At 58.7% G+C, this 21,958-nt stretch carries 20 protein-coding genes and 3 tRNA genes; 11 read left to right on the forward strand and 12 right to left on the reverse strand.

Annotated elements, in window-relative coordinates; all coding sequences use genetic code 11:
• Window positions 1-55: 55 nt before the first annotated feature.
• On the reverse strand, window positions 56-214 hold the full coding sequence (locus FS690_RS06010; RefSeq protein ID WP_039383289.1) for an AcrZ family multidrug efflux pump-associated protein: 159 nt from the start codon (window positions 212-214) through the stop codon (window positions 56-58).
• 118 nt (window positions 215-332) lie between these two features.
• Between FS690_RS06010 and modE the strand changes: the two genes are divergently transcribed.
• From modE to gpmA, 6 genes are all read left to right on the forward strand, one after another.
• Window positions 333-1,115, forward strand: a complete 783-nt coding sequence (gene modE / locus FS690_RS06015; RefSeq protein WP_071668998.1) for a molybdenum-dependent transcriptional regulator — start codon at window positions 333-335, stop codon at window positions 1,113-1,115.
• A gap of 74 nt (window positions 1,116-1,189) precedes the next feature.
• Window positions 1,190-2,674 (forward strand): molybdate ABC transporter ATP-binding protein ModF, encoded by a 1,485-nt coding sequence (gene modF, locus FS690_RS06020; RefSeq protein WP_071668997.1) that lies wholly within the window; start codon window positions 1,190-1,192, stop codon window positions 2,672-2,674.
• A gap of 258 nt (window positions 2,675-2,932) precedes the next feature.
• On the forward strand, window positions 2,933-3,976 hold the full coding sequence (gene galT, locus FS690_RS06025; protein ID WP_108569701.1) for a galactose-1-phosphate uridylyltransferase: 1,044 nt from the start codon (window positions 2,933-2,935) through the stop codon (window positions 3,974-3,976).
• The gene (gene galK / locus FS690_RS06030) at window positions 3,977-5,125 is read left to right on the forward strand and encodes a galactokinase (protein WP_094112180.1); all 1,149 of its coding nucleotides are present in this window, start codon (window positions 3,977-3,979) and stop codon (window positions 5,123-5,125) included.
• Window positions 5,119-6,153 (forward strand): galactose-1-epimerase, encoded by a 1,035-nt coding sequence (gene galM / locus FS690_RS06035; protein WP_104084675.1) that lies wholly within the window; start codon window positions 5,119-5,121, stop codon window positions 6,151-6,153. Before galK ends, galM begins: the two co-directional genes overlap by 7 nt.
• 150 nt (window positions 6,154-6,303) lie before the next feature.
• Window positions 6,304-7,056: a 2,3-diphosphoglycerate-dependent phosphoglycerate mutase gene (gene gpmA / locus FS690_RS06040; RefSeq protein ID WP_104084674.1), complete on the forward strand. Its 753-nt coding sequence runs from the start codon at window positions 6,304-6,306 to the stop codon at window positions 7,054-7,056.
• A 57-nt stretch (window positions 7,057-7,113) separates the two neighbouring features.
• Here gpmA and aroG read toward each other — a convergent pair whose 3' ends face one another.
• The gene (gene aroG / locus FS690_RS06045) at window positions 7,114-8,166 is read right to left on the reverse strand and encodes a 3-deoxy-7-phosphoheptulonate synthase AroG (RefSeq protein WP_039383273.1); all 1,053 of its coding nucleotides are present in this window, start codon (window positions 8,164-8,166) and stop codon (window positions 7,114-7,116) included.
• Window positions 8,167-8,461: 295 nt separating this feature from the next.
• Here aroG and FS690_RS06050 point away from each other — a divergent pair, with 295 nt between their 5' ends.
• From FS690_RS06050 to zitB, 4 genes are all read left to right on the forward strand, one after another.
• The gene (locus FS690_RS06050; RefSeq protein WP_082032651.1) at window positions 8,462-8,815 is read left to right on the forward strand and encodes a YbgS-like family protein; all 354 of its coding nucleotides are present in this window, start codon (window positions 8,462-8,464) and stop codon (window positions 8,813-8,815) included.
• Window positions 8,816-8,920: 105 nt separating this feature from the next.
• On the forward strand, window positions 8,921-9,505 hold the full coding sequence (locus tag FS690_RS06055; protein ID WP_039383269.1) for a response regulator transcription factor: 585 nt from the start codon (window positions 8,921-8,923) through the stop codon (window positions 9,503-9,505).
• Complete coding sequence (locus FS690_RS06060; RefSeq protein ID WP_145339195.1) at window positions 9,487-12,561, forward strand: ATP-binding protein; 3,075 nt, start codon at window positions 9,487-9,489, stop codon at window positions 12,559-12,561. The genes FS690_RS06055 and FS690_RS06060 overlap by 19 nt, the downstream gene beginning before the upstream one ends.
• Window positions 12,536-13,495 (forward strand): CDF family zinc transporter ZitB, encoded by a 960-nt coding sequence (gene zitB / locus FS690_RS06065; RefSeq protein ID WP_104084672.1) that lies wholly within the window; start codon window positions 12,536-12,538, stop codon window positions 13,493-13,495. The genes FS690_RS06060 and zitB overlap by 26 nt, the downstream gene beginning before the upstream one ends.
• Here zitB and pnuC read toward each other — a convergent pair.
• Entirely contained in the window at window positions 13,492-14,211 is a 720-nt protein-coding gene (pnuC, locus tag FS690_RS06070) for a nicotinamide riboside transporter PnuC (RefSeq protein WP_145339197.1), read from the reverse strand. The genes zitB and pnuC overlap by 4 nt on opposite strands.
• A 155-nt stretch (window positions 14,212-14,366) precedes the next feature.
• Entirely contained in the window at window positions 14,367-14,870 is a 504-nt protein-coding gene (locus FS690_RS06075; protein WP_039383258.1) for a methylated-DNA--[protein]-cysteine S-methyltransferase, read from the reverse strand.
• A 159-nt stretch (window positions 14,871-15,029) separates the two neighbouring features.
• Here FS690_RS06075 and FS690_RS06080 point away from each other — a divergent pair, with 159 nt between their 5' ends.
• Window positions 15,030-16,511, forward strand: a complete 1,482-nt coding sequence (locus FS690_RS06080) for an AlkA N-terminal domain-containing protein (protein WP_039383254.1) — start codon at window positions 15,030-15,032, stop codon at window positions 16,509-16,511.
• Between the two features lie 342 nt (window positions 16,512-16,853).
• Here FS690_RS06080 and FS690_RS06085 read toward each other — a convergent pair.
• From FS690_RS06085 to tolR, 8 genes are all read right to left on the reverse strand, one after another.
• Window positions 16,854-16,929 (reverse strand) — tRNA-Lys (locus FS690_RS06085).
• A gap of 32 nt (window positions 16,930-16,961) precedes the next feature.
• Window positions 16,962-17,037: transfer RNA gene (locus FS690_RS06090), tRNA-Lys, on the reverse strand.
• 50 nt (window positions 17,038-17,087) lie between these two features.
• Window positions 17,088-17,163, reverse strand: a tRNA-Lys gene (locus FS690_RS06095).
• Window positions 17,164-17,329: 166 nt separating this feature from the next.
• Window positions 17,330-18,118 carry a cell division protein CpoB gene (gene cpoB, locus FS690_RS06100; RefSeq protein ID WP_071668993.1) on the reverse strand — a complete coding sequence of 263 codons (789 nt, stop codon included), beginning with the start codon at window positions 18,116-18,118 and terminating at the stop codon, window positions 17,330-17,332.
• 9 nt (window positions 18,119-18,127) lie between these two features.
• Entirely contained in the window at window positions 18,128-18,655 is a 528-nt protein-coding gene (pal, locus tag FS690_RS06105; RefSeq protein WP_039383250.1) for a peptidoglycan-associated lipoprotein Pal, read from the reverse strand.
• A gap of 67 nt (window positions 18,656-18,722) precedes the next feature.
• Complete coding sequence (gene tolB, locus FS690_RS06110) at window positions 18,723-20,018, reverse strand: Tol-Pal system beta propeller repeat protein TolB (protein WP_039383247.1); 1,296 nt, start codon at window positions 20,016-20,018, stop codon at window positions 18,723-18,725.
• Window positions 20,019-20,135: 117 nt separating this feature from the next.
• Entirely contained in the window at window positions 20,136-21,491 is a 1,356-nt protein-coding gene (tolA, locus tag FS690_RS06115) for a cell envelope integrity protein TolA (RefSeq protein WP_039383246.1), read from the reverse strand.
• A gap of 25 nt (window positions 21,492-21,516) precedes the next feature.
• Window positions 21,517-21,945, reverse strand: coding sequence for a colicin uptake protein TolR (tolR, locus tag FS690_RS06120; RefSeq protein WP_039383244.1), 429 nt, complete (start codon window positions 21,943-21,945; stop codon window positions 21,517-21,519).
• Between the last annotated feature and the right edge of the window lie 13 nt (window positions 21,946-21,958).

The following is a 21,958-nucleotide window of genomic DNA, read 5'->3' on the forward strand; positions in this document are numbered from 1 at the left end:
GGCAGGAGCGGGCGGAAATTGATAAAAAAACGCCCGCAGCGTGCGGGCGGGTCAATCAGTGCTGTGAGCTTTTCGCCGGGCGGTCATTGCGGCGGCCAAATTTGGAGATAATGTTAAACACCTCTCCGAGGCCGTAAATCAGACCCAGCATAATCGCCATCACAATCGGCACCATGATGACCGCGACGGCCAGGCTTTTTATCAGTTCCAGCATGGAAACCTCACGCAGAATTTAAAAAAGTGATTGTAGCGGCAGCGGAAAAAAAGGCGCTGCCCTTTTCGTGCTTTTACTTTACGCCGTACACTACCCGCTTCCGACTAAAGGAGCTGACATGCAAGCCGATCTCTCACTTCATATTCGTCTTCAGCAGAAACTGTTTGCCGATCCGCGCCGTATTGAACTGCTGCGGCGGGTTGCTGAGACGGGGTCAATCAGTCAGGGTGCCCGGCTGGCGGGCATCAGTTATAAAAGCGCCTGGGACGCCATCAACGAGATGAACCAGCTGGCGGATGAGACGCTGGTTGAGCGGGCTACCGGCGGCAAAGGCGGCGGCGGCGCCCGTCTGACGCGCTATGGCACACGACTGATCCAGCTGTTCGATCTGCTGGCGCAGATCCAGCAGAAAGCGTTTGATGCCCTGCAGCAGGATAACCTGCCGCTCGACAGCCTGCTGGCTGCGATTGCGCGCTTCTCGCTGCAGACCAGCGCGCGTAATCAGCTGTTTGCCACCGTGCGCAGCCGTGATAACCGGCCGGTGCAGCAGCATATTGAGGTGGTACTGGCCGATGGCGTGACCCCGGTTAACGTGGCGCTGACCGCGCGCAGCGCGCAGCGGCTGCAGCTGGTACCCGGAAAAGAGGTGCTGGTGCTGATTAAAGCGCCGTGGATCCGGCTCGGTGACGAAGGAGAACCCGGCGATAACGCCCTCTCTGCTCAGGTCAGCGCCATTGAAGAGGGAGAAGAGATGAGCGAAGTGCTGCTGACGCTGAGCGGTGGTGAAACGCTGTGCGCTACCCTGAGCGCAGCGCAGCTGGCGCAACAGCCGCTGCGGCCAGGCGACGCAGTCACCGCCTGCTTTAGCGCTGAACAGGCGATTATTGCCACGCTAATCTGACGCCTCTGCCCTGATTGACTTCCGTAGCAGCGGCCGTTACAACAGTAACAACGATGCACAAACCGGAATAAATCATGTCTTTATTGCAGATTTCGCAAGGCACATTTCATCTTAGTCACCATCGCGCGCTCAGCATTAACGCGCTGACCGTTCAGCGCGGTGAGAGCTGGGCCTTTGTTGGCGCTAACGGCAGCGGTAAATCTGCCCTGGCCCGGGTGCTGGCAGGTGAACTTAACGCGGGAAAAGGCCACTTCAGCAGCGATTTTCGCCGGCCGATTCGCCTCTCATTTGAGCAGCTGCAGCAGCTGGTGAGTGAGGAGTGGGAGCGCAATAACACCGATATGCTCAGCGAAGGGGAAGAGGATACCGGCCGCACCGCTGCAGAGATCGTCCAGGCGGACGTCAGCGATGAAGCCCGCTGCCGCGCGCTGGCGCAGCAGTTTGGTATCCAGGATTTGCTGGATCGCCGCTTTAAATATCTTTCTACCGGTGAAACCCGCAAAACTCTGCTTTGTCAGGCGCTGATGGCAGAGCCGGATCTGCTGATCCTTGATGAGCCGTTTGACGGGCTGGACGTCGCGTCGCGCGCCAGCCTCACCGCGCTGCTGCAGCAGCTGCATACGCAGGGCTATACGCTGGTGCTGGTGCTGAACCGGTTTGAAGATATCCCCGATTTCATTCAGCAGGCGGGCGTGCTGGCAGAGTGCACCCTGACCCACGCCGGTGACCGCAGGACGCTGCTGGCGGAAGCGCTGGTGGCCCAGCTGGCGCACAGCGAACGATTGCAGGGCATGGCGCTGCCGGAGGCAGATCGCCCCGATCTGCTGCCGGCGCTGGCCGTTGACACGCCACGCGTAATACTGCGTCATGGCAGGGTCGCCTATGATGATTGTCCTATCATCGATAACCTCAGCTGGCAGGTTAACGCCGGCGAACACTGGCAGATTACCGGGCCAAACGGCGCCGGCAAATCCACCCTGCTTAGCCTGGTGACCGGCGATCATCCGCAGGGCTACAGCAACGACTTAACGCTGTTTGGCATCCGGCGCGGCAGCGGCGAAACCATCTGGGATATTAAGCAGCATATCGGCTACGTCAGCAGCAGCCTGCACCTTGACTACCGGGTAAGCTGCAGCGTGCGCACCGTGGTGCTCTCCGGCTTTTTTGACTCGATTGGCCTTTACCAGGCCGTTTCAGAGCGGCAGAAAGCGCTGGCGCGTCAGTGGCTGGCGCTGCTCGGCATGGATAACGCGCTGGCAGATGCCCCTTTTCACAGCCTCTCCTGGGGTCAGCAGCGGCTGGTGCTGATTGCGCGCGCGCTGGTTAAACATCCCGCCCTGCTGATTCTGGATGAGCCGCTGCAGGGGCTGGACCCGATTAACCGTCAGCTGGTACGCCGCTTTACGGATGTGCTGATTGGTGAAGGCCGCACCCAGCTGCTGTTCGTCTCGCACCACGCTGAAGATGCGCCGCGCTGTATTACCCATCGCCTCAGCTTTGTCAAAACCCCGCAGGGTTACTGTTATCAGCAGGAGGCGTTGCGCACGCCGCAGCCCTGACCGCGTTCTGCCCCGCTTACTCTGCCCTGCCGATCGCCTGCTCCGTCAGGCAGGCGACCGGTGCCTCACCTGCCAATGTAATCGCTACCACTAATCTGTGCTAATTTTGAATCCATTTGTTTCACAGACCGCAAAATTAAGAATAAGCGACTTGTGTAAACGATACCATTTATCCAGACTTGATCACGCTTTTGCCTGCGGGCATATGCTAGTTTGAGCGCAGAAAACGTTTACTGTTTGCCGTTACCAGGACAAGTTATGCAAAAATTTAATCCGGTGGATCATCCGCATCGCCGCTATAACCCGTTAACCGATCAGTGGGTCCTGGTGTCACCGCACCGGGCGAAACGCCCGTGGCAGGGCGCGCAGGAGACGCCAGCGCGTGAGACGCTGCCGGCGCACGATCCCGACTGCTTTCTGTGCGCGGGCAATACCCGTATCACCGGTGATAAAAACCCTGATTACACCAACACCTATGTTTTTACTAACGACTTTGCTGCGCTGATGGAGGAGACCCCGGATGCGCCGCAGAGCGACGACCTGCTGATGCGCTGTGAAAGCGCCCGCGGCACCAGCCGGGTGATCTGCTTTTCGCCCGATCACAGCAAAACGCTGCCGGAGCTGTCGCTGAGCAACCTTGAAGCCATTGTTGCGACCTGGCAGCAGCAGAGCGCTGAGCTGGGACAGCACTATCCGTGGGTGCAGGTGTTTGAGAACAAAGGCGCGGCCATGGGCTGCTCCAATCCGCATCCGCACGGTCAGATCTGGGCTAACAGCTTTCTGCCTAATGAAGCGCAGAAAGAGGATGATAACCAGCGCCGTTACTATGCCGAAAAAGGCACGCCGCTGCTGCTGGATTACGCGGCACGCGAGCAGCAGGATGGCAGCCGTACCGTCGTGGAGACGGCACACTGGATCGCCGTAGTACCGTGGTGGGCCGCCTGGCCGTTTGAAACCCTGCTGCTGCCAAAAACGCACGTAAGACGCCTGACCGAACTCAGCGCAGAGCAGAGCAGCGACCTGGCGCGCGCGCTTAAGCTGCTGACCAGCCGCTATGACAATCTGTTCCAGTGCTCATTCCCCTATTCGATGGGCTGGCACGGCGCGCCGTTTACCGAAGAGGCCGGCGATCACTGGCAGCTGCATGCGCACTTCTATCCACCGCTGCTGCGCTCGGCAACGGTGCGTAAATTTATGGTCGGCTATGAGATGCTGGCTGAAACCCAACGTGATTTAACGGCGGAGCAGGCAGCAGAACGTCTGCGCTCTGTCAGCGATATCCATTTTCGTGAGGCGCAATAAATGTCTTTGAAATCGACTACCCGGCAGCTGTTCGCTGACACCTTTGGTTATGCTGCCACCCATACCATTCAGGCGCCGGGCCGCGTTAATCTGATTGGTGAACACACCGATTACAACGACGGCTTTGTGCTGCCGTGCGCTATCGATTATCAGACGGTAATCGCCTGCGCACGCCGCGACGATCGCCAGGTCCGGGTGATCGCCATGGATTATGACAACCAGCAGGATAGCTTCTCGCTGGATGCGCCGATCGAACCGGTAAAAGAGCCGATGTGGGCCAACTATGTGCGCGGCGTGGTGAAACACCTGCAGCAGCGTGACGCCGGCACCGGCGGCGTGGATATGGTGATCAGCGGCAACGTGCCGCAGGGCGCCGGCCTCAGCTCCTCTGCGTCACTGGAAGTGGCCGTCGGCACGGTATTCCGTGAACTCTGGCAGCTGGATCTCGATGGCGCGGCGATTGCGGTCAACGGCCAGGAGGCGGAGAACCAGTTTGTTGGCTGTAACTGCGGCATTATGGATCAGCTGATTTCAGCACTCGGCAAACAGGATCACGCCATGCTGCTCGACTGCCGCACCCTGGCGACCCGTGCGGTGCCGATGCCGGACAACGTCGCCGTGGTTATTATCAACAGCAATTTCCGCCGCTCGCTGGTAGGCAGTGAATATAATACCCGCCGCGAGCAGTGTGAGACCGGCGCGCGCTTCTTTAACAAACCGGCGCTGCGCGACGTCACGCTGGAGGAGTTTGAAGCACGCGAGCATGAGCTGGATAAGCTGGTGGCGAAGCGCGTGCGTCATGTTATTACCGAAAACGCCCGGACGCTGGAAGCGGCCGACGCGCTGAGTCAGGGCGATCTTGAACGCATGGGCGAGCTGATGGCGGCTTCACACGCCTCTATGCGCGACGATTTTGAAATCACCGTACCGGCAATCGATCAGCTGGTGGCGATTGTTAAACAGGAAGTGGGTCCGCACGGCGGCGTGCGCATGACCGGCGGCGGCTTTGGCGGCTGCATCGTGGCGCTGATGCCGGCAGAGCGGGTAGATCAGGTCAGAGCGGCCGTGGCGGAAAAATATGAAGCGCAGACCGGTATCAAAGAGACCTTCTACGTCTGCAAGGCCTCAGAGGGAGCGGGTCAATGGTAAGCGACGTCAACTCCCATGCGCCAGACGGACAGCCGTGGCGCATCACGGTGCTGCGCAACCGTCACGGCATGGTGGCCACCTTTATGGACTGGGGTGCCACCTGGCTTTCGGCGCGCGTGCCGATGCAGGATGGCAGCGTGCGTGAAGCGCTGCTGGGCTGCGCCACGCCGTCAGATTATCTGCATCAGGACGCCTATCTCGGCGCCACGATTGGCCGCTACGCCAACCGCATCGCGCAGGCTGAGCTAAAGACGCTTAATCTGAAGCTGGCTGCCAATCAGGGGCCGCATCAGCTGCACGGCGGGCCGGAAGGGTTTGACAAACGCCGCTGGCAGATTGTCAGCCAGAGCGACAGCAGCGTGCACTACCGGCTCGACTCGCCGGATGGCGATCAGGGCTATCCGGGTAATCTTATCGCCTCCGTGACCTATGAACTGACGGAGGATAATACGCTGGCGATCCGCTATCAGGCGGAGACCGATCGCGCCTGCCCGGTTAACCTGACAAATCACGCCTACTTTAACCTTGATGCGCATCATGGCGACGCCCGCCAGCATCGGTTACAACTGCAGGCAGATCGTTACCTGCCGGTAGACAGCGCGGGCATCCCCGCTGCGCCGCTGAAAGCCGTTGCGGCGACCAGCTTCGACTTCCGCCAGCCTAAGCGCGTGGCGGACGAGTTTCTGGCTGATGCCGATCAGCAGGCGGTCAAAGGCTACGATCACGCGTTTTTACTGAACGCGGCAGGCGACATTACGCAGTGTGCCGCCGGGCTATGGTCCGCTGACGGCGCGCTGCAGCTCAGCGTGTTTACCACGGCACCTGCTCTGCAGTTCTATACCGGCAACTACCTGGCGGGAACGCGCGCCCGCGAGCAGGAGAGCTATACTGCTTTCCAGGGCATTGCGCTGGAGAGTGAATTTTTACCCGATTCGCCTAACCATAGCGAGTGGCCGCAGCCCGATTGCTGGCTGCAACCCGGTGACATCTGGCGCTCAGAGACGCGGTATCGCTTTACGGCACACTGAGACGACGGCTGAAAAACGCGCACTGCGTATGCGACAGACTTACGCCGTGCGCCGTTTTCCGTTATGGTATGGCGCTATCAGTGTGCCGCCGCTTCAGGCGGCCGCAGCCGGGTTCATTACTAATCTACTTAAGCATTAAGGAGTAAAGCTATGGCCGTAACTAAGCTGGTTCTGGTCCGCCACGGCGAAAGCCAGTGGAATCAGGAAAACCGCTTCACCGGATGGTATGATGTGGATCTCTCTGACAAAGGTCGTACCGAAGCGAAAGCGGCGGGTCAGCTGCTGAAGAAAGAGGGCTTCGTGTTCGATTTCGCCTATACCTCCGTGCTGAAACGTGCCATCCACACCCTGTGGAACGTGCTGGATGAACTGGATCAGGCCTGGCTGCCGGTAGAAAAAACCTGGCGTCTGAATGAGCGTCATTACGGTGCGCTGCAGGGTCTGGATAAAGCAGAAACCGCGGCTAAATATGGTGATGACCAGGTTAAGCAGTGGCGTCGTGGTTTTGCCATTACTCCGCCAGAGCTGGATCGCAGCGATGAGCGTTTCCCCGGCCACGATGCACGTTATAAATCACTGACCGATGCACAGCTGCCAACGACCGAAAGCCTGGCGCTGACCATTGATCGCGTTATCCCTTACTGGAACGAAACCATTCTGCCGCGCATTAAAAGCGGTGAGAAAGTTATCATCGCCGCACACGGTAACTCGCTGCGCGCGCTGGTAAAATATCTCGATAACATGAGCGAAGATGAGATCCTCGAACTGAACATCCCGACCGGCGTGCCGCTGGTGTATGAGTTCGATGAAAACTTCAAGCCAATCAAACACTACTATCTGGGTGATGCCGATGAGATCGCAGCGAAAGCCGCGGCCGTGGCAAACCAGGGTAAAGCGAAGTAAACCTCCGCAGTAAACCTGAAGGCCAGACGTTTGTCTGGCCTTTTTTATGACTTACTTTCAGCCGCGACGGGTACGGATCGCCTGCGCCAGCTGACGCAGCGCTGTTTCCGTATCTTCCCAGCCAATACAGGCATCGGTTACGCTCTGGCCGTACACCAGCGGCTTCCCGCTCTCCAGGCTCTGATTGCCTTCAACCAGATGGCTCTCAATCATCACGCCGGTAATCGCCTGCTCGCCGCCGGCAATCTGCTGTGCCACATCTTCCGCCACAACCATCTGCCGCTGGAACTGCTTGCTGCTGTTGGCATGGCTGAAATCGATCATCACCTGCGGACGCAGGCCCGCTTTTTCCAGCCCGCTCTTCACTGCCGCAACGTGCTCAGCGCTGTAGTTTGGCTCTCTGCCGCCGCGCAGGATGATGTGGCAATCTTCATTGCCGCGCGTCTCAACGATAGCCGAGTGCCCATATTTGGTTACTGACAGGAAGCAGTGCGGCGCGCTGGCCGCGCCAATGGCGTCAATAGCGACTTTGATCGTGCCGTCGGTGCCATTTTTGAACCCTACCGGACAGGAGAGACCGGAAGAGAGTTCGCGATGCACCTGCGATTCGGTGGTGCGTGCACCGATGGCGCCCCAGCTCATCAGATCGGCCATATATTGCGGCGTGATCATATCCAGAAACTCGCCGGCAGCCGGCAGACCGGTGTCGTTGATATCCACCAGCAGCTTACGCGCCAGACGCAGTCCTTCATTAATCTGAAAGCTGCCATCCATGTGGGGATCGTTAATCAGCCCTTTCCAGCCCACCGTGGTGCGCGGCTTTTCAAAATAGACGCGCATCACCACTTCCAGCTCGCCGCTCAGCTCATCGCGCAGCGTCAGCAGGCGTGCAGCGTACTCTTTCGCCGCTGCCGTGTCGTGGATTGAGCAGGGACCGATCACCACCAGCAGGCGATCGTCCTCGCCATGCAAAATGCGGTGAATGGCCTGACGCGCCTGCGATACGGTCGCCGCCGCGCGCTCCGTTGCCGGATATTTCTCCAGCAGCGCTACCGGGGGAAGTAACTCTTTGATCTCTTTAATGCGTAAATCGTCGTTCTGGTAATCCATACTTATTCCATTCAGATTTTCGCCCTGCGTGCGCCGGACGTAACCCCTTCAATCTATCCCTTCAGCCGGCATGAGTAAATTAAGAGCGTTATGAAAATGCTTTTGTCTCATTTGCATTTATAGAGCCATAGACTAAGCTTTTAAACGTAAGCACTGAGGAACGAGTCGCTTACACTATATATTTTTACGCCGAACACTCCTGACGAAATTTAATTTCGTTACGGCCCGCTTTTTTCGTCACACAGCACCCGTGGGTGTCAAACGGCAACTATCCATTTATTACAGGAGCATAATGATGAATAAGTTTGCAATTGTTTTTCTGACGGCAGCAATGACTCTGGGTAGCGGTGCAGCGATGGCTGCAAACAACAATGGACAGGCCAACGCATCAGCTGAAGCGGGTGCGGCAGCGGGCGGCGCAAAACAGAATCTGCCTCCGCACAATGTTGATAATAGCGATATCAACACCGGCAACACCAATACCAACGGCGCAGCAATGTCAGGCACTGAGTCAGGCGATATGTCTGCCAAAGAGGTGCACAAAAACACCATGTGTAAAGATGGCCGCTGCCCGGACATGAACAAAAAAGTCGAAACCAAATCGGGTAGCGACAACGTGAATACCAAGACCGACGGCACAACTCAGTAAGAGATGTCTCTGCGGTAATCAGGGCGAGCGCAGGCTCGCCCTTTATTTTTGCCGGCCCCGCTTTTCCGCTATGCTAACCGCCATGAAATTCACAGGAACGGTGACATGGCTACCCTACTGCTTATTGACGATCACCCGCTGGTTGAAGTCGCACTTCAGGCTGCCTGCCAGCACGCCCCTATTCCTCTGCAGCTCTATGCCGCCGCTGATGAATCTCAGGCACGCGCCTGCCTGCAGCAGCATAATATTGACGTCATTATTCTTGATATCGGCCTGCCGGATTGTGATGGTCTGGAGCTGCTGCGCCGCCTGCGCGCCCGCGATGCACAGCGCCCGGTGCTGATCTACTCTGCACAGCAGAGCCGCCACACCTTACTGAGCGCCGCTTCGCTGGGGGCGGCAGGCTATGTGGTGAAAAGCCAGAGCATGGCTCAGCTGCTCAGCGCCATCCTTGCAGTGCTGGGGGGACAGCAGGCCTTTCCGCCGCTGCCGGAGCGCCTGGACCTGCCGCTGACGGAGAAAGAGCAGCAGATTGTAGCGCTGCTGGTGCGCGGCCTCTCTAACCTGCAGATTGGTGAGCAGCTGCATATCAGCAATAAAACCGTCAGCACGCATAAAAAAAATATCATGGCCAAGACCGGCGTAACCTCGGTGGTTGAGCTGGCTGAACTGTGGAAAGCGCAGCAGTGAAGCGGCTCTGGCTGCTCTGCTTGCTGCTGGTAGCCGGCGCACGCGCTGAACTGCTGCCCGCCAGCAGCGTCATGCTGCCTGCGGTTATGCCGGTGCCTCACGCTGCGCCACCGCCCGCCACGCAGCTGCGCGTGGCGGTGCCGGTGCAAAATAGCGCGCCCTGGTCGATGCGCATCGGCGATCGCCTGTGGGGCATTGATGCTGACTATCTCAGCGCCCTCAGCCAGCAGAGCGGCGTACGGTTTCAGCTGCAGGGCTACCCTGACCGGAGCGCGCAGCTGCAGGCGCTGAAGCGCGGTGAGGTGGACCTAGTTTTGACGACTGAAAGCGCACCGCTGCCTGCCGGCGCCTCGCTCAGCGCCAGCTGGTTCAGCACGCCGCTCCGTATTTACCGCAACCGTGCAAATCAGCGCGCGGTAATGTTTAACAGCGATAACGCTCAGCTGACGATTGCCGGCAGCACGCTGACGCAGCTGCCGCCGGAGCTGGCAGCGCGCCACCGCTGGCATCCGCTGGCCGGCAACTTACAGGCGCTCTACGCCCTGCTCAATCAGCAGAGTGATTATCTGGTCGCCGATGAAGCCAGCGCCGGCTTTCTGCTCAGCCAGCTGCAGCAGGGAGAGATCTACCAGATCACCGCCGATCCGGATGCGGTACTGACGCTGCGCACGATCGCCCGCGATCCGGCGCTGACAACATGGATCGATGCGCAGCTTCGCCTGCTGCCGGCGGAGTTCAGCCGGCAGGTTGCTCAGCGCTGGAGCCCGCCGCTGCCGCGCTATCAGGATACGCAGACGCTGATGCTCAGCCCGGCAGAGCAGCAGTGGCTGGCGGCGCATCCCGTTGTCACCTACGCCGCCGCGCCAGATAATGCCCCCTGGAGCTACCGGGACGCCAGCGGTAACGCGCGCGGCTTTGGTATTGACCTGCTTAATGCGCTGGGCCAGAGCACCGGTATCCGCTTCACGCCGCGCTGGGTCGCTAACCCGCAGCAGGCGCAGGCGCTGCTGGCACAGCAGGCGGTGATGCTTACGCTGCTGGAGCCTCTGGATACGCCCGATGCGGCCTCCACTACGCTTCCGGTATGGCGTGCTATCTGGGGCGTTTACAGCCGGATGCCGCTTGCGCCTGCCGACTGGTCCTCGCTGCAGGGCAAACGTCTTGGCGTACTGCGCGGCGATCTGGCCCGTCAGCTGCTGCCGCCGGGTATTACGCCACAGTGGTTTGACGACCGCACCCGGCTCTGGCAGGCGCTCGGCAGCGGACAGATTGATGCGCTGGTGGATAATGTGATCTCAGCACGCTGGCGGCTGGCCAGCCGCGATGACACCGCGCTGCGTCTGGCGTTTGCCGCCAGCGATATCGCCTGGCCGATGGCGCCCCGGGTAACCCCGCAGCAGCCGCAGCTGCGCGCCCTGCTCGATCGCGCGCTGCAGCAGATACCGCCAGAAACGCTGAACCAGATGCGGGCAAGCTGGGCGCAGCCGCCGCAGCCCGGCAGCACGATGATGATGCGCAGCATACCAAAACTGCTGCTGTTTGCAGCGGCGCTGATTATTGCAGGGCTGCTGCTGCTGCAGCTGCGTCACGTGCTGCAGCAGCGGCGTGAACGGCGGCAGCGCGCAGAAGCGGAGCGCGCCAGTGCGGCTAAAAGCCAGTTTCTCGCGACCGTCAGTCATGAACTGCGCACGCCGATGCAGGCGATCCTTGGCCTGCTGGAGCTGGAGCAGCAGCAGCATGTGCCCTCACGGGTCGCGCTGATGCACAGCAGCGCCCGCTCGCTAATGGCGCTGCTGAACGATTTGCAGGATCATGCGCGGATTGAGAATCAGAGTTTCCGCCTGAATCCGCACCCGCTGAATCTCTCCCGCTGGCTGCAGCAGCAGCGGCAGCTTTACCATCCGCTGATGCGCCCCGGCGGTCCGCAGCTGCGCGTAACGGCCCTGACGCCGCTGCCCGCCAGCGTGCTGCTGGATAGCGATCGCCTGCAGCAGGTCATTAATAACCTGGTGGCTAATGCACTGAAGTTCACCCGTGAAGGCGAAATAAGCCTTACGCTGGCGGCAGAGGAGCAGATTACACTTGTTGTGACGGACAGCGGCAGCGGCATTCCGCTCAGCGAACAGGCACACCTGTTTGAGCCATGGTATCAGGCGCCGTCTGGCCGGCGTCATGCGGTACAGGGCAGCGGTCTGGGGCTCTTTATCTGCCGGGAAATCGTACAGCGAATGGGCGGTACGCTGCAGCTGAGCTCTGCGCCGGGCCAGGGCACACGCGTCAGCGTAACGCTGCCGCTGACGCCCTGTGACATTGCGGATGCCGGCGACGATCCGGTCTGGCCGCGCTATCCGCAGCTGCGGGTGGCGATTGTTGACGATCATCCCGTTAATCTGCTGGTGCTGCAGCAGCAGCTGGCTGCTTTTGGCATTCAGGCTGAGACCTTTGATGCGGGACGCGCCCTGCTGCTCGCCGATGCCAGGCAGCCGTTTGATGTGCTGTTTATCGATCAGATGATGCCGCATCCCGATGGCCTGACGCTGCTGCGCATTCTGCGCCGCCGCCAGCGGCAGCGACCACACCCTGCCCTGCGCGTGATCTGTTCCGCCGACGTGCAGCGCTTGCGCCTGCCGCTGCAGGCGCATGAGGCGCAGCTGGTGAAGCCCGTTACGCTGCAGGCGCTGGCCGCGCTGCTGGCGCAGGCGCAGTCCGATCCGCTGGCGCAGCTGCCGGCAACGCTGCAGCAGCTGGCTCAGCACGACGCCAGCTGGCTGCCGCGCATCTGTGAAACGCTGCAGCGCGCCGTTACGCAGGATCGCGATGCGCTGCTGCAGGCCAGCGGGCAGCGCGACTGGGCGGCGATTGAAAAAGCGGCTCACCGCCTGAAAGGCAGCTGGCTGATGCTGGGCATTGAAGATGCCGCCGGAGCGTGTCAGCAGCTGATTGACGCCGCGAAACAGCAGCAGCTCCATCCTGACACGCTCAATTTACTGATATTATTAACCAACAGGCTACTCAACCAACTGGAACGCTATGGCACACTCTCACTCTCACGGTGACCACAATGCTAATCGCACCCGCCTGGCGGCGGCGTTTAGCGTCACGGCACTGTTTATGCTGGCCGAAGTGATCGGCGGCCTTCTTTCAGGTTCACTGGCGCTGCTGGCCGACGCCGGACATATGCTGACCGACGCCGCCGCCCTGCTGATGGCGCTGCTGGCGGTGCAGTTTGCGCGCCGTAAACCCAATGCGCGGCATACCTTTGGCCTGCTGCGTCTGACCACCCTGGCGGCGTTTGTAAACGCGATTGCGCTGCTGGTGATCACCGTGCTGATTGTCTGGGAGGCGATCCGGCGTTTTACTCATCCGCAGCCGATTGAGGGCGGCCTGATGCTCGGTATCGCTATCGCCGGGCTGTTTGCTAACCTGCTTTCATTCTGGCTGCTGCATCGCGGCAGCGGCGAGAAAAATCTCAACGTGCGCGCCGCCGCGCTGCACGTCATGGGCGATCTGCTTGGTTCGGTGGGCGCCATTGCCGCCGCGGTTATCGTTATGCTTACCGGCTGGACGCCCATCGATCCGATTCTTTCACTGCTGGTTTCCGTGCTGGTGGTGCGCAGCGCCTGGGCGCTGCTGCGTGAAAGCCTGCATGAGCTGCTGGAGGGTGCACCGGTGAATATCAATATTGATAAGCTGGCGCGCGAGCTGAAGCTGAACATCGATGAGGTGCGTAACGTTCACCATATTCACCTGTGGCAGGTGGGAGAGAAGCCGGTGCTTACGCTGCATGTTCAGGTGGTGCCGCCGTACGATCACGACGGCCTGCTGCGAAAAATTCATCACTATCTGCATCAGCACTATCAGATTGAACATGCCACGGTGCAGATGGAGTATCAGGCGTGCAGCCTGCCCGACTGCGCGCTCGGTTCAGAACACGCCGCTGATGACGATCATCATACGGTGCTGGACGGACACGCGCATCATCATCACTAACCCGCCAGCGCACGTGAGCCCTGCTCGCGTGCGCTCTGTATCCACAGACGCGAGCCGTTCAGCGCAATCAGCGTGAGAATGGCGTACTCCAGCGACATCGCATATACCCCCTGCCGGGCAAAAATCATTACGCTAATGACGTTGATGACGACCCACAGCAGCCAGTTTTCGACATATTTACGCGTCATCAGAATCATTGCCACGACAGAGAGCACCATCATGCAGGAATCCCAGAAGGGAAACGCGTCAGGCTGCAGCTGCGGCATGCTGACCTGCAGGCCGATTCCCTGCATGATCTGCACTGCGCTGCGGGTAAGGAAGCCAAACACCACATCGATATAGCGCGTCATCAGCGCAATCGCAATAACGCAGGCGGCGCCCCATGCCAGCGCTTTCGGCGGCGACAGCCAGCGAATTTTTAACGCGCGCTCATGGTCACTGGTTTGCCGGCTCCATGCGTACCAGCCATAGAGATTGGCGACAAAGAAAAAAAGCTGCAGCAGCAGGCTGGCGTAGAGCTGGATCTGAAAGAAAATCACCGCAAACAGCGTGACGTTGATCAGGCCAAACAGGTAGTTACTGATTTTTTCCTGGCTTGCCAGCCAGATACAGAGCAGCCCGGCCAGCGTGCCGAACGCTTCAATCCATGAGAGGTCGTATCCGCCGGCGCCCAGAGGGATATGTACCAGGATATTTTGCGTGCTGAAAATGTCCATTACTGGCTCCTGTGCCTGAAATGCAGGGTGCGTAAAAGAGCGGTTCGCCTGCCGCCGATCCGGTGGCGCACTACCGCATCAGTGTTTTATGTAATTAACAACAGAAGCCACGAAAATACTACAAAGCATAATAAATCGCTATTTAGTTTTTTATACTAAACAACCGGCGCACCCGGCTCTTTACCTGCCCGCTCCAGCTCCAGCAAAAACGCCTTAACCGGCAGGCCACCGGCAAAGCCGGTCAGTTTGCCGTTGCTGCCAATGACGCGGTGGCATGGAGCCATAATAGAGAGCGGGTTTTTGCCGTTGGCAGCCCCCACCGCGCGTACGGCTTTGGGATGCCCAATCTGCTCGGCTATCTGCCGGTAGCTGCGCGTCTCTCCAAATGGGATGGTCAGCAGGGCGGCCCATACCTTTTGCTGGAACGGCGTGCCGGACGGGTCGTAGCTCAGGGTAAAACGCTGCCGGGTGCCGGCAAAATACTCCTGCAGCTGACGCTCCGCCTCGCACAGCACCGGGTGCGACTCGTTACGTGACAGCGGCGTCAGCGGCACGCGCTGCGATCCTTCATTTTCCCACAGCACGGCTGCCAGGCCTTTATCGCTGGCAATCAGCGTCAGCTCGCCGACCGGCGTCACGATGGTTTTAGTATGGTACATAACAGATCTCCGCAGTGGATGACTCCCGACTATTATTGCATTAATCGCGCCGCAAACTGGCTGTTTTCGGACAGGCACATAAACTGATTAGCTGTCCGAAAGCAGCGTGTTTCCGCACCCGGACTGCGCCATGATGCCCTTTATTTACCGGAGAAGACGATGCTTGATCCTGAAATTGCTTACCAGGCGCTGACGTCGCGCGACAGTCGCTTTGACGGGCTGCTCTACGTGGGCGTAACCTCAACCGGTATTTACTGTCGTCCTGTCTGTCCGGTGCGCAAACCGCTGCTGAAAAACTGCCGCTTTTTTCATAACGCAGAAGCAGCGGAAAAGGCGCGCTTTCGCCCGTGCCTGCGCTGCCGCCCGGAGCTGGCGCCGGGATTTGCGCCGGTAGATAACCATCACCGCATTGCCGATCGTCTGATCCGTCGCGTTGAAGAGGGCATGCTGGAGGAGCAGACCTCGCTGGCAGATATTGCCGGTGAGTTCTTTCTGAGTGAACGTCAGCTGCGGCGCGTTATTCAGCAGGAGCTGGGCGTTTCGCCGCTGGAGCTGCGTCAGACGCGGCGTATGCTGCTGGCCAAACAGCTGCTGACCGAAACCGCGCTGCCCGTAACGGAGATCGCTTACGCCAGCGGCTTTCGCAGCCTGCGCCGCTTTAATGATGTGTTTCAGGCGCGCTATCACATGACGCCTTCCGCGCTGCGTAAGCGGAGCCAGCCGGAAGGCGCTGCGCTGCCACAGCAGAGCGCCACCCTGCAGCTGAGCTACCGTCCACCCTATGACTGGGCGGCGATGCTGGAGTTTCTTGAAGCGCACGTCATGAAGCAGGCTGAGTGGGTGGCCGATGGCGCTTATCACCGCACCGTCGCGCTGGGCGGCTGTCGCGGCTGGGTGCGCGTCAGCGCCCTGCCCGATAAGCATGCGCTGCAGGTTGAGTTCACTACCACACTGACGCCGGTGCTGCCTGCCCTGCTGCGCCGGCTGCGCGATCTGTTCGATCTGGATGCTCAGCCGCAGGCGGTGAGCGAGCTACTGGGCCGCGATCCGCTGCTGGCAGAGAGCCTGGCGCGCCACCCGGGCCTGCGCGTGCCCGGCGCGTTCGATGCGTTTGAGTTAAGCGTGCGCGCGATTCTCGGCCAGCAGGTTACGGTAAAAGCGGCTGTAACGCTCAGCAGCCGTCTGACGGAGCGCTTTGGCGAGCCGCTGGAGACGCCCTGGCCAGCGCTCTCCCGCCTCTCTCCGGACGCGGCCACGCTGGCAGCAGCAACGGTCGATGATATTGCGGTGCTCGGCATAGTCAGCGCCCGTTCAAATGCGATTATCGCACTGGCCCACGCCTGCGCCAGCGGCGCGCTGCGCTTTAACGGATCTCTGCCGCCGGATACCGTACAGCAGCAGCTGCTGGCGCTGAAGGGGGTCGGCCCGTGGACCGCCAGCTATATCGCCATGCGGGCGCTACGCTGGCCTGATGCTTTCCCGAAAGAGGATATCGCTATCCGTAATAATCTCGGTGGCGTAACGGCCAGAGAGGCAGAGCAGCTATCGCAGGTCTGGCGGCCATGGCGCAGCTATGCCGTGCAGCATATCTGGAAAAGCCTGATGCCCGAAAAAGCCTCCCGGAAAAAGCCGGCACGGTAGCGGCCAGGGCGCCATAAATGGCGCCCCTGCGGATAGATGGGCATATTCCGTCAACGCAAACGCATTACCGCTCCTCATACCCGTAGGGGTCGCATTAATGCGCCCCTGGCGTGTTAATGCGACCCTGACGCGTTCATTAACCATCGGGGGTTATACGCGGCCAGGACGCCATAAATGGCGCCCCTACGTATGGATGGGCATATTCCGTCAATGCATTACCGCTCCCCATACCCGTAGGGGTCGCATTAATGCGACCCTGGTGTATTAATGCGCGTCTGTGGGGGGGCATTACCGTACTGCGGAAAACGAAAAAAGCGCCCGTTGGGCGCTTTTTTCTGAATCTGGTGGGTCGTGCAGGATTCGAACCTGCGACCAATTGATTAAAAGTCAACTGCTCTACCAACTGAGCTAACGACCCGCTGTGGAAGCGGCTTACAACTTTAAACTTGATGGTGGGTCGTGCAGGATTCGAACCTGCGACCAATTGATTAAAAGTCAACTGCTCTACCAACTGAGCTAACGACCCATCAAGGTTGTGAAGCTAACTGAAGAACCCGCCTGAACCTGTGGTTGAGATGGTGGGTCGTGCAGGATTCGAACCTGCGACCAATTGATTAAAAGTCAACTGCTCTACCAACTGAGCTAACGACCCATCTTCAGCGTCGCCGATACGCATTTACATATGTCCCGGCAACGGCGGCATATATTACTGATTTAGCGGGAGGGCGCAACCCTTATTTTCCCGCAGATAGCTCAACTGCTTACCTTTCAGGCGGCAAGACCAGAAATCAGGCGAAATCTGGTCTTTTTCGTACAAATTACAATCCGGCCAGCCGCTTTTGCGCCTGCTTTGCTGACTCACTATCCGGGAACTGCTTGATCACCTGCTGATAAACCGCTTTGGCTTTTGCCGTGTCTTTTTTATCCTGCATGATCACGCCAACCTTAAACAGCGCTTCCGCCGCTTTCGGTGATTTGGGATAGTTCTTCACCACCGTGGCAAAATAGTAAGCCGCATCATCCTTCTTGCCTTTGTTGTAATGCAGCTGCCCCAGCCAGTAGTTGGCATTTGGCTGATAGGTAGAGTCAGGATACTTCTTCACCCATGCCTGCAGTGCAGAGATAGCCTGATCGTACTGCTTCTTCTCCAGAATCAGCGCGACGGCAGCGTTGTAATCGGTATTTGCATCGCCGGTTTGTGCAGGTGCGGCAGCCGTATTACTGCTACCCGCATCAGCGTTTCCCGCTGCGGCACCGGCAGCATCAGCGTTACCGCCGCTCTGTGCAGCGGACTGGCTGCTGCTTAACGTGTCGAGCTGCTGGTAAAGCTGCTTCTGACGCTCAACCGCCTGGTTAAGCTGATAGCTGTTCTGCTGGATCTGCCCGCGCAGGGAATCGATGTCGCTCTGATTATCGCTCATCTGCTGCTGTAACTGCTGCAGCAGCTGCGCCTGAGCATTGGAGATACGTTCAAGAGTGGTGACACGGTCTTCGACCGAGCCTGAGCCAACGCTACTGATTGACGCCTGGGCATTAGCGGCCCAGGGGGCCGCTACGCCAACCAGTAACGACAGACCCGCAAGGGATAGTCTGAAGTTACTAATCATATGATTCTCTTAGTAAACCAGTACGGCACGACGGTTTTTAGCATACGCTGATTCGTCATGGCCCAGTACGGCTGGTTTCTCTTTACCGTAAGATACGATAGACATCTGATCGGCAGAGACGCCTTTGCCCTGCAGATACATTTTCACTGCGTTAGCACGACGCTCGCCCAGCGCGATGTTGTACTCTGGCGTGCCACGCTCATCCGCATGACCTTCGATAGTCACTTTGTAAGACGGGTTGCCGCGCAGGAAAGCTGCGTGCTGATCCAGCATCTGAGCATAGTCAGACTGCACGTCATACTTGTCCAGACCGAAGTAAACGATGTTGTTCTGCTGCAGCTGCTGCATCTGCAGACGCGCCTGCTCGTCAGAAGACATGTTGCCGCCGTTCATGCCAGCGCCAGAGCCCGCACCGTACGCACCATCAGCACCCATACCGGACTGATCGTTGTTGTTGTTTTTGTGTGAGCTACAAGCAGCGACTGCAATCACTGGCAGAGCCAGCATTAAACCCTTCAGCATTTTGTTCAGTTGCATTTCTTTATCCTATTATTTTGTTTGCCATACATTGACTCCTCCGCCGACGAGGCAAGGGAGCGATGCATCACAGATACGGCGACCAGGCAGGTGATTTTACCTGTCCATCAGTTGCCGGAAGACGCGCTTTGAAACGCCCGTCAGTTGAAACCAGCTGCAGCACGGATCCCATCCCCTGAGTAGAGCTGTAGATAACCATGGTGCCGTTTGGTGCCAGACTTGGCGTTTCATCCAGGAACGTGTCCGTTAACGTCTGAACGGCTCCCGTTTCCAGATCCTGTTTGGCGACGTGCTGCGCGCCACCGGCGCTGCTGATCATCACCATGGTTTTACCGTCGGTCGACACATCCGCATCCTGGTTCTGTTTGCCTTCCCAGGTAATACGCTGTGGCGCGCCGCCGTTAACACCGACTTTATAAATCTGCGGTGCACCCGCCTGATCCGAGGTATACGCCAGGGTCTGGCTATCCGGGAACCAGGTTGGCTCAGTGCTGTTATAGCGGCCGTCTGTTACCTGACGGATCTGACCTGAGCCCAGGTCCATTACATAGAGATTCAGGCTGCCCGTTTTAGAGAGGGCGAAAGCCAGCTTAGAACCATCCGGTGAGAACGATGGTGCACCGTTGTGACGCGGGAAGGAGGCAACCTGACGAATAGCGCCATTTGCCAGCGTCTGGATCACCAGCGCTGATTTGCCACTCTCAAACGTAACGTAGGCCAGTTTGCTGCCGTCAGGTGACCAGGCCGGTGACATCAGCGGCTGCGGTGAACGGTGTACCACAAACTGGTTGTAACCATCGTAGTCAGACACGCGCAGCTCATACGGGAACTGGCCGCCGTTGGTCTGCACAACATAAGCGATACGGGTGCGGAATGCGCCTTTAATGCCGGTCAGCTTCTCAAAGACTTCGTCACTGGCGGTATGCGCCGCATACCGCAGCCACTGTTTTGTTACTTTGAAGGAGTTTTGTGCCAGTACGCTGCCCGGTGCACCACCGGTGTCGACCAGCTGATAGGCGACCTGATAGCTGCCATCGGCGTTAGGTGAGACCTGACCGACCACCACGGCATCAATACCCAGCGCGCTCCATGCGGCAGGCTGAACTTCCTGCGCACTGCCGGGCTGCTGCGGCAGACGTGAGCGATCCAGCGGATTAAATTTACCACTGTTGCGCACGTCAGCTGCCACAATACCGCCGACATCTTCTGGCGCCGCGCCAGGTCCGGCCCATTTAAACGGTACTACACCAATCGGACGGGCAGTGTTAACGCCCTGCGTAATTTCAATGCGTACTTCTGCGTGCAGCACAGCGGCCCACAGCAGTACAAAAAAACCTAAGGTTACACGAAGTGCCTGCTTCATCTTATCTCCCTTACCTGAACCTGAGTTCACGATAATTCGCACAGTTCCTGAAAAAACACGAGTATTTTATAGAATACGGCAAGCTAACCTTAGTTCAACCTGCCGTACGTTACTGCATTATTGCGGCCTGAAACGCATTGGTGCGTTTTTAAACACTTCATACACCGCCTGCGAAGGTGGCTTAGGAATACGCGCCTGCTTCGCAGCGGCAATGGCAGCCTGGCAAAGTGCCGGATCGCCCCCTTCCGATTTCACATCAATCAGCAGCCCATCGGGTGCCAGCTTAATACGTAAATCGCAGCTCTTACCGCGATAGAGATCGGCATCATAGAAGCGGCTTTGGATGGCGCTGGTGATCTGGCCCAGATAGGCGTTGACCTCAGCACCCGATGCACCCGCTTTCTTCTGATTGCCCTGCCCTGCTGCACCACCGCCGCCGGCTGCAGCGCCACTCTTCGGCGCGTTTTTACCGGAGGAGAGGCCGCCCAGCAGATCGTCAACATCGCTTTCGCCCTGCGCGGCTTCAGCAGCAGCCTTTTTCTTCGCGTCCGCGGCTGCTTTGGCTTTCGCCGCTGCATCTGCTTTTGCTTTAGCGGCTGCATCCGCTTTCGCTTTGGCAGCGGCGTCTGCTTTCGCTTTTGCCTCAGCGGCCGCCTTCTCTTTAGCCGCTTCAGCTGCTTTCTCTTTAGCAGCTTCCGCAGCTTTCTCCTTCGCCGCCTCTGCTGCTTTCTCTTTGGCTTCCTGCGCAGCTTTGGCTTTCGCCTCTGCCGCTGCTTTAGCTTTGGCATCGGCCGCTGCCTGCGCTTTCGCTTCCGCCTGTGCTTTAGCTTTCGCCTCAGCTGCCGCTTTCGCCTGCTCTGCCGCTTTCTCTTTTGCAGCATCCGCTGCCGCTGCTTTCGCCTGCTCTTCTGCCTGTTTCTTCGCCTCGGCAGCAGCCTGCTTCGCTTCAGCCGCTGCGGTTGCTTTCGCTTCTGCTGCTGCTTTAGCGCGCGCGTCTGCTTCTGCTTTCGCATCCGCTTTCGCCTGTGCGGCAGCGGCTTCAGCCGCTTTTTGCTGCTCCTGAGCCTGCTTTGCAGCCGTTTCGGCCGCTTTCTGCTGCTCAGCCTGCTGTTTAGCCTGCTCTTTCGCTTCCTGCTGCGCCTGCAGCCGCTCTTTTTCCAGCGCTTTCAGACGCTGCTGCTCGGCGGCCTGCTTCTGCTGTAGCTCTTCCGCCTGCTGCTGCGCCTGCTTTTTCCGCTGCTGTTCCGCACGCTGGCTGTCGCTCTGCTGATTTTGCTGACGATTATATTGTTCAACCACAGCCCCGGGATCGACCATGACGGCATCAATATCGCTACCGCCGCCGCCGCCGCTCGCTTCAATATGTTCGTTGAACGAGCTCCAGATCAGCAGCGCAATCAGCACGATGTGCAGCGCCACCGAAACGATAATTGCGCGTTTCAACTTCTGGTTCTGTTCGGTTGCCTTCGACACTCTCGGTTCCCAAAAACAAGTCGCGTTAAATCGGCTGCGTCATCAGACCGACTGATTTGACGCCAGCCTGATGAAGCAGGTTCAGCGCTTTAATGATTTCGTCGTAAGGCACATCTTTGGCCCCGCCAATCAGAAACACGGTTTTAGGATTGGCTTCAATACGACGCTGCGCTTCACTCACAACCTGCTCAGGCGGCAGCTGGGTCATACGATCGTGATCCACCACCAGGCTGTATTGTCCTACACCGGCCACTTCAACAATTACCGGCGGATTATCATCGCTGGCAACCGTTTTGGAGTCAGTGGCGTCCGGCAGATCAACTTCCACGCTCTGCGTAATGATTGGCGCGGTTGCCATAAAGATAAGCAGCAGCACCAGCAGCACATCGAGCAGCGGAACAATGTTGATTTCCGACTTAAGATCGCGGCGTCCGCGACCACGGGTTCTGGCCATCGTAAACCTCGAC

The sequence above is a fragment of the Pantoea sp. PSNIH1 genome, assembly GCF_007680655.1.
GTDB classification, from domain to species: Bacteria; Pseudomonadota; Gammaproteobacteria; order Enterobacterales; family Enterobacteriaceae; genus Pantoea; species Pantoea eucrina.

Coding starts and splice junctions, on each gene's coding strand:
- FS690_RS06010 (WP_039383289.1), bottom strand. CDS start 214: ATGCTGGAACTGATAAAAAGCCTGGCCGTCGCGGTCATCATGGTGCCG.
- modE (WP_071668998.1), top strand. CDS start 333: ATGCAAGCCGATCTCTCACTTCATATTCGTCTTCAGCAGAAACTGTTT.
- modF (WP_071668997.1), top strand. CDS start 1,190: ATGTCTTTATTGCAGATTTCGCAAGGCACATTTCATCTTAGTCACCAT.
- galT (WP_108569701.1), top strand. CDS start 2,933: ATGCAAAAATTTAATCCGGTGGATCATCCGCATCGCCGCTATAACCCG.
- galK (WP_094112180.1), top strand. CDS start 3,977: ATGTCTTTGAAATCGACTACCCGGCAGCTGTTCGCTGACACCTTTGGT.
- galM (WP_104084675.1), top strand. CDS start 5,119: ATGGTAAGCGACGTCAACTCCCATGCGCCAGACGGACAGCCGTGGCGC.
- gpmA (WP_104084674.1), top strand. CDS start 6,304: ATGGCCGTAACTAAGCTGGTTCTGGTCCGCCACGGCGAAAGCCAGTGG.
- aroG (WP_039383273.1), bottom strand. CDS start 8,166: ATGGATTACCAGAACGACGATTTACGCATTAAAGAGATCAAAGAGTTA.
- FS690_RS06050 (WP_082032651.1), top strand. CDS start 8,462: ATGAATAAGTTTGCAATTGTTTTTCTGACGGCAGCAATGACTCTGGGT.
- FS690_RS06055 (WP_039383269.1), top strand. CDS start 8,921: ATGGCTACCCTACTGCTTATTGACGATCACCCGCTGGTTGAAGTCGCA.
- zitB (WP_104084672.1), top strand. CDS start 12,536: ATGGCACACTCTCACTCTCACGGTGACCACAATGCTAATCGCACCCGC.
- pnuC (WP_145339197.1), bottom strand. CDS start 14,211: ATGGACATTTTCAGCACGCAAAATATCCTGGTACATATCCCTCTGGGC.
- FS690_RS06075 (WP_039383258.1), bottom strand. CDS start 14,870: ATGTACCATACTAAAACCATCGTGACGCCGGTCGGCGAGCTGACGCTG.
- FS690_RS06080 (WP_039383254.1), top strand. CDS start 15,030: ATGCTTGATCCTGAAATTGCTTACCAGGCGCTGACGTCGCGCGACAGT.
- cpoB (WP_071668993.1), bottom strand. CDS start 18,118: ATGATTAGTAACTTCAGACTATCCCTTGCGGGTCTGTCGTTACTGGTT.
- pal (WP_039383250.1), bottom strand. CDS start 18,655: ATGCAACTGAACAAAATGCTGAAGGGTTTAATGCTGGCTCTGCCAGTG.
- tolB (WP_039383247.1), bottom strand. CDS start 20,018: ATGAAGCAGGCACTTCGTGTAACCTTAGGTTTTTTTGTACTGCTGTGG.
- tolR (WP_039383244.1), bottom strand. CDS start 21,945: ATGGCCAGAACCCGTGGTCGCGGACGCCGCGATCTTAAGTCGGAAATC.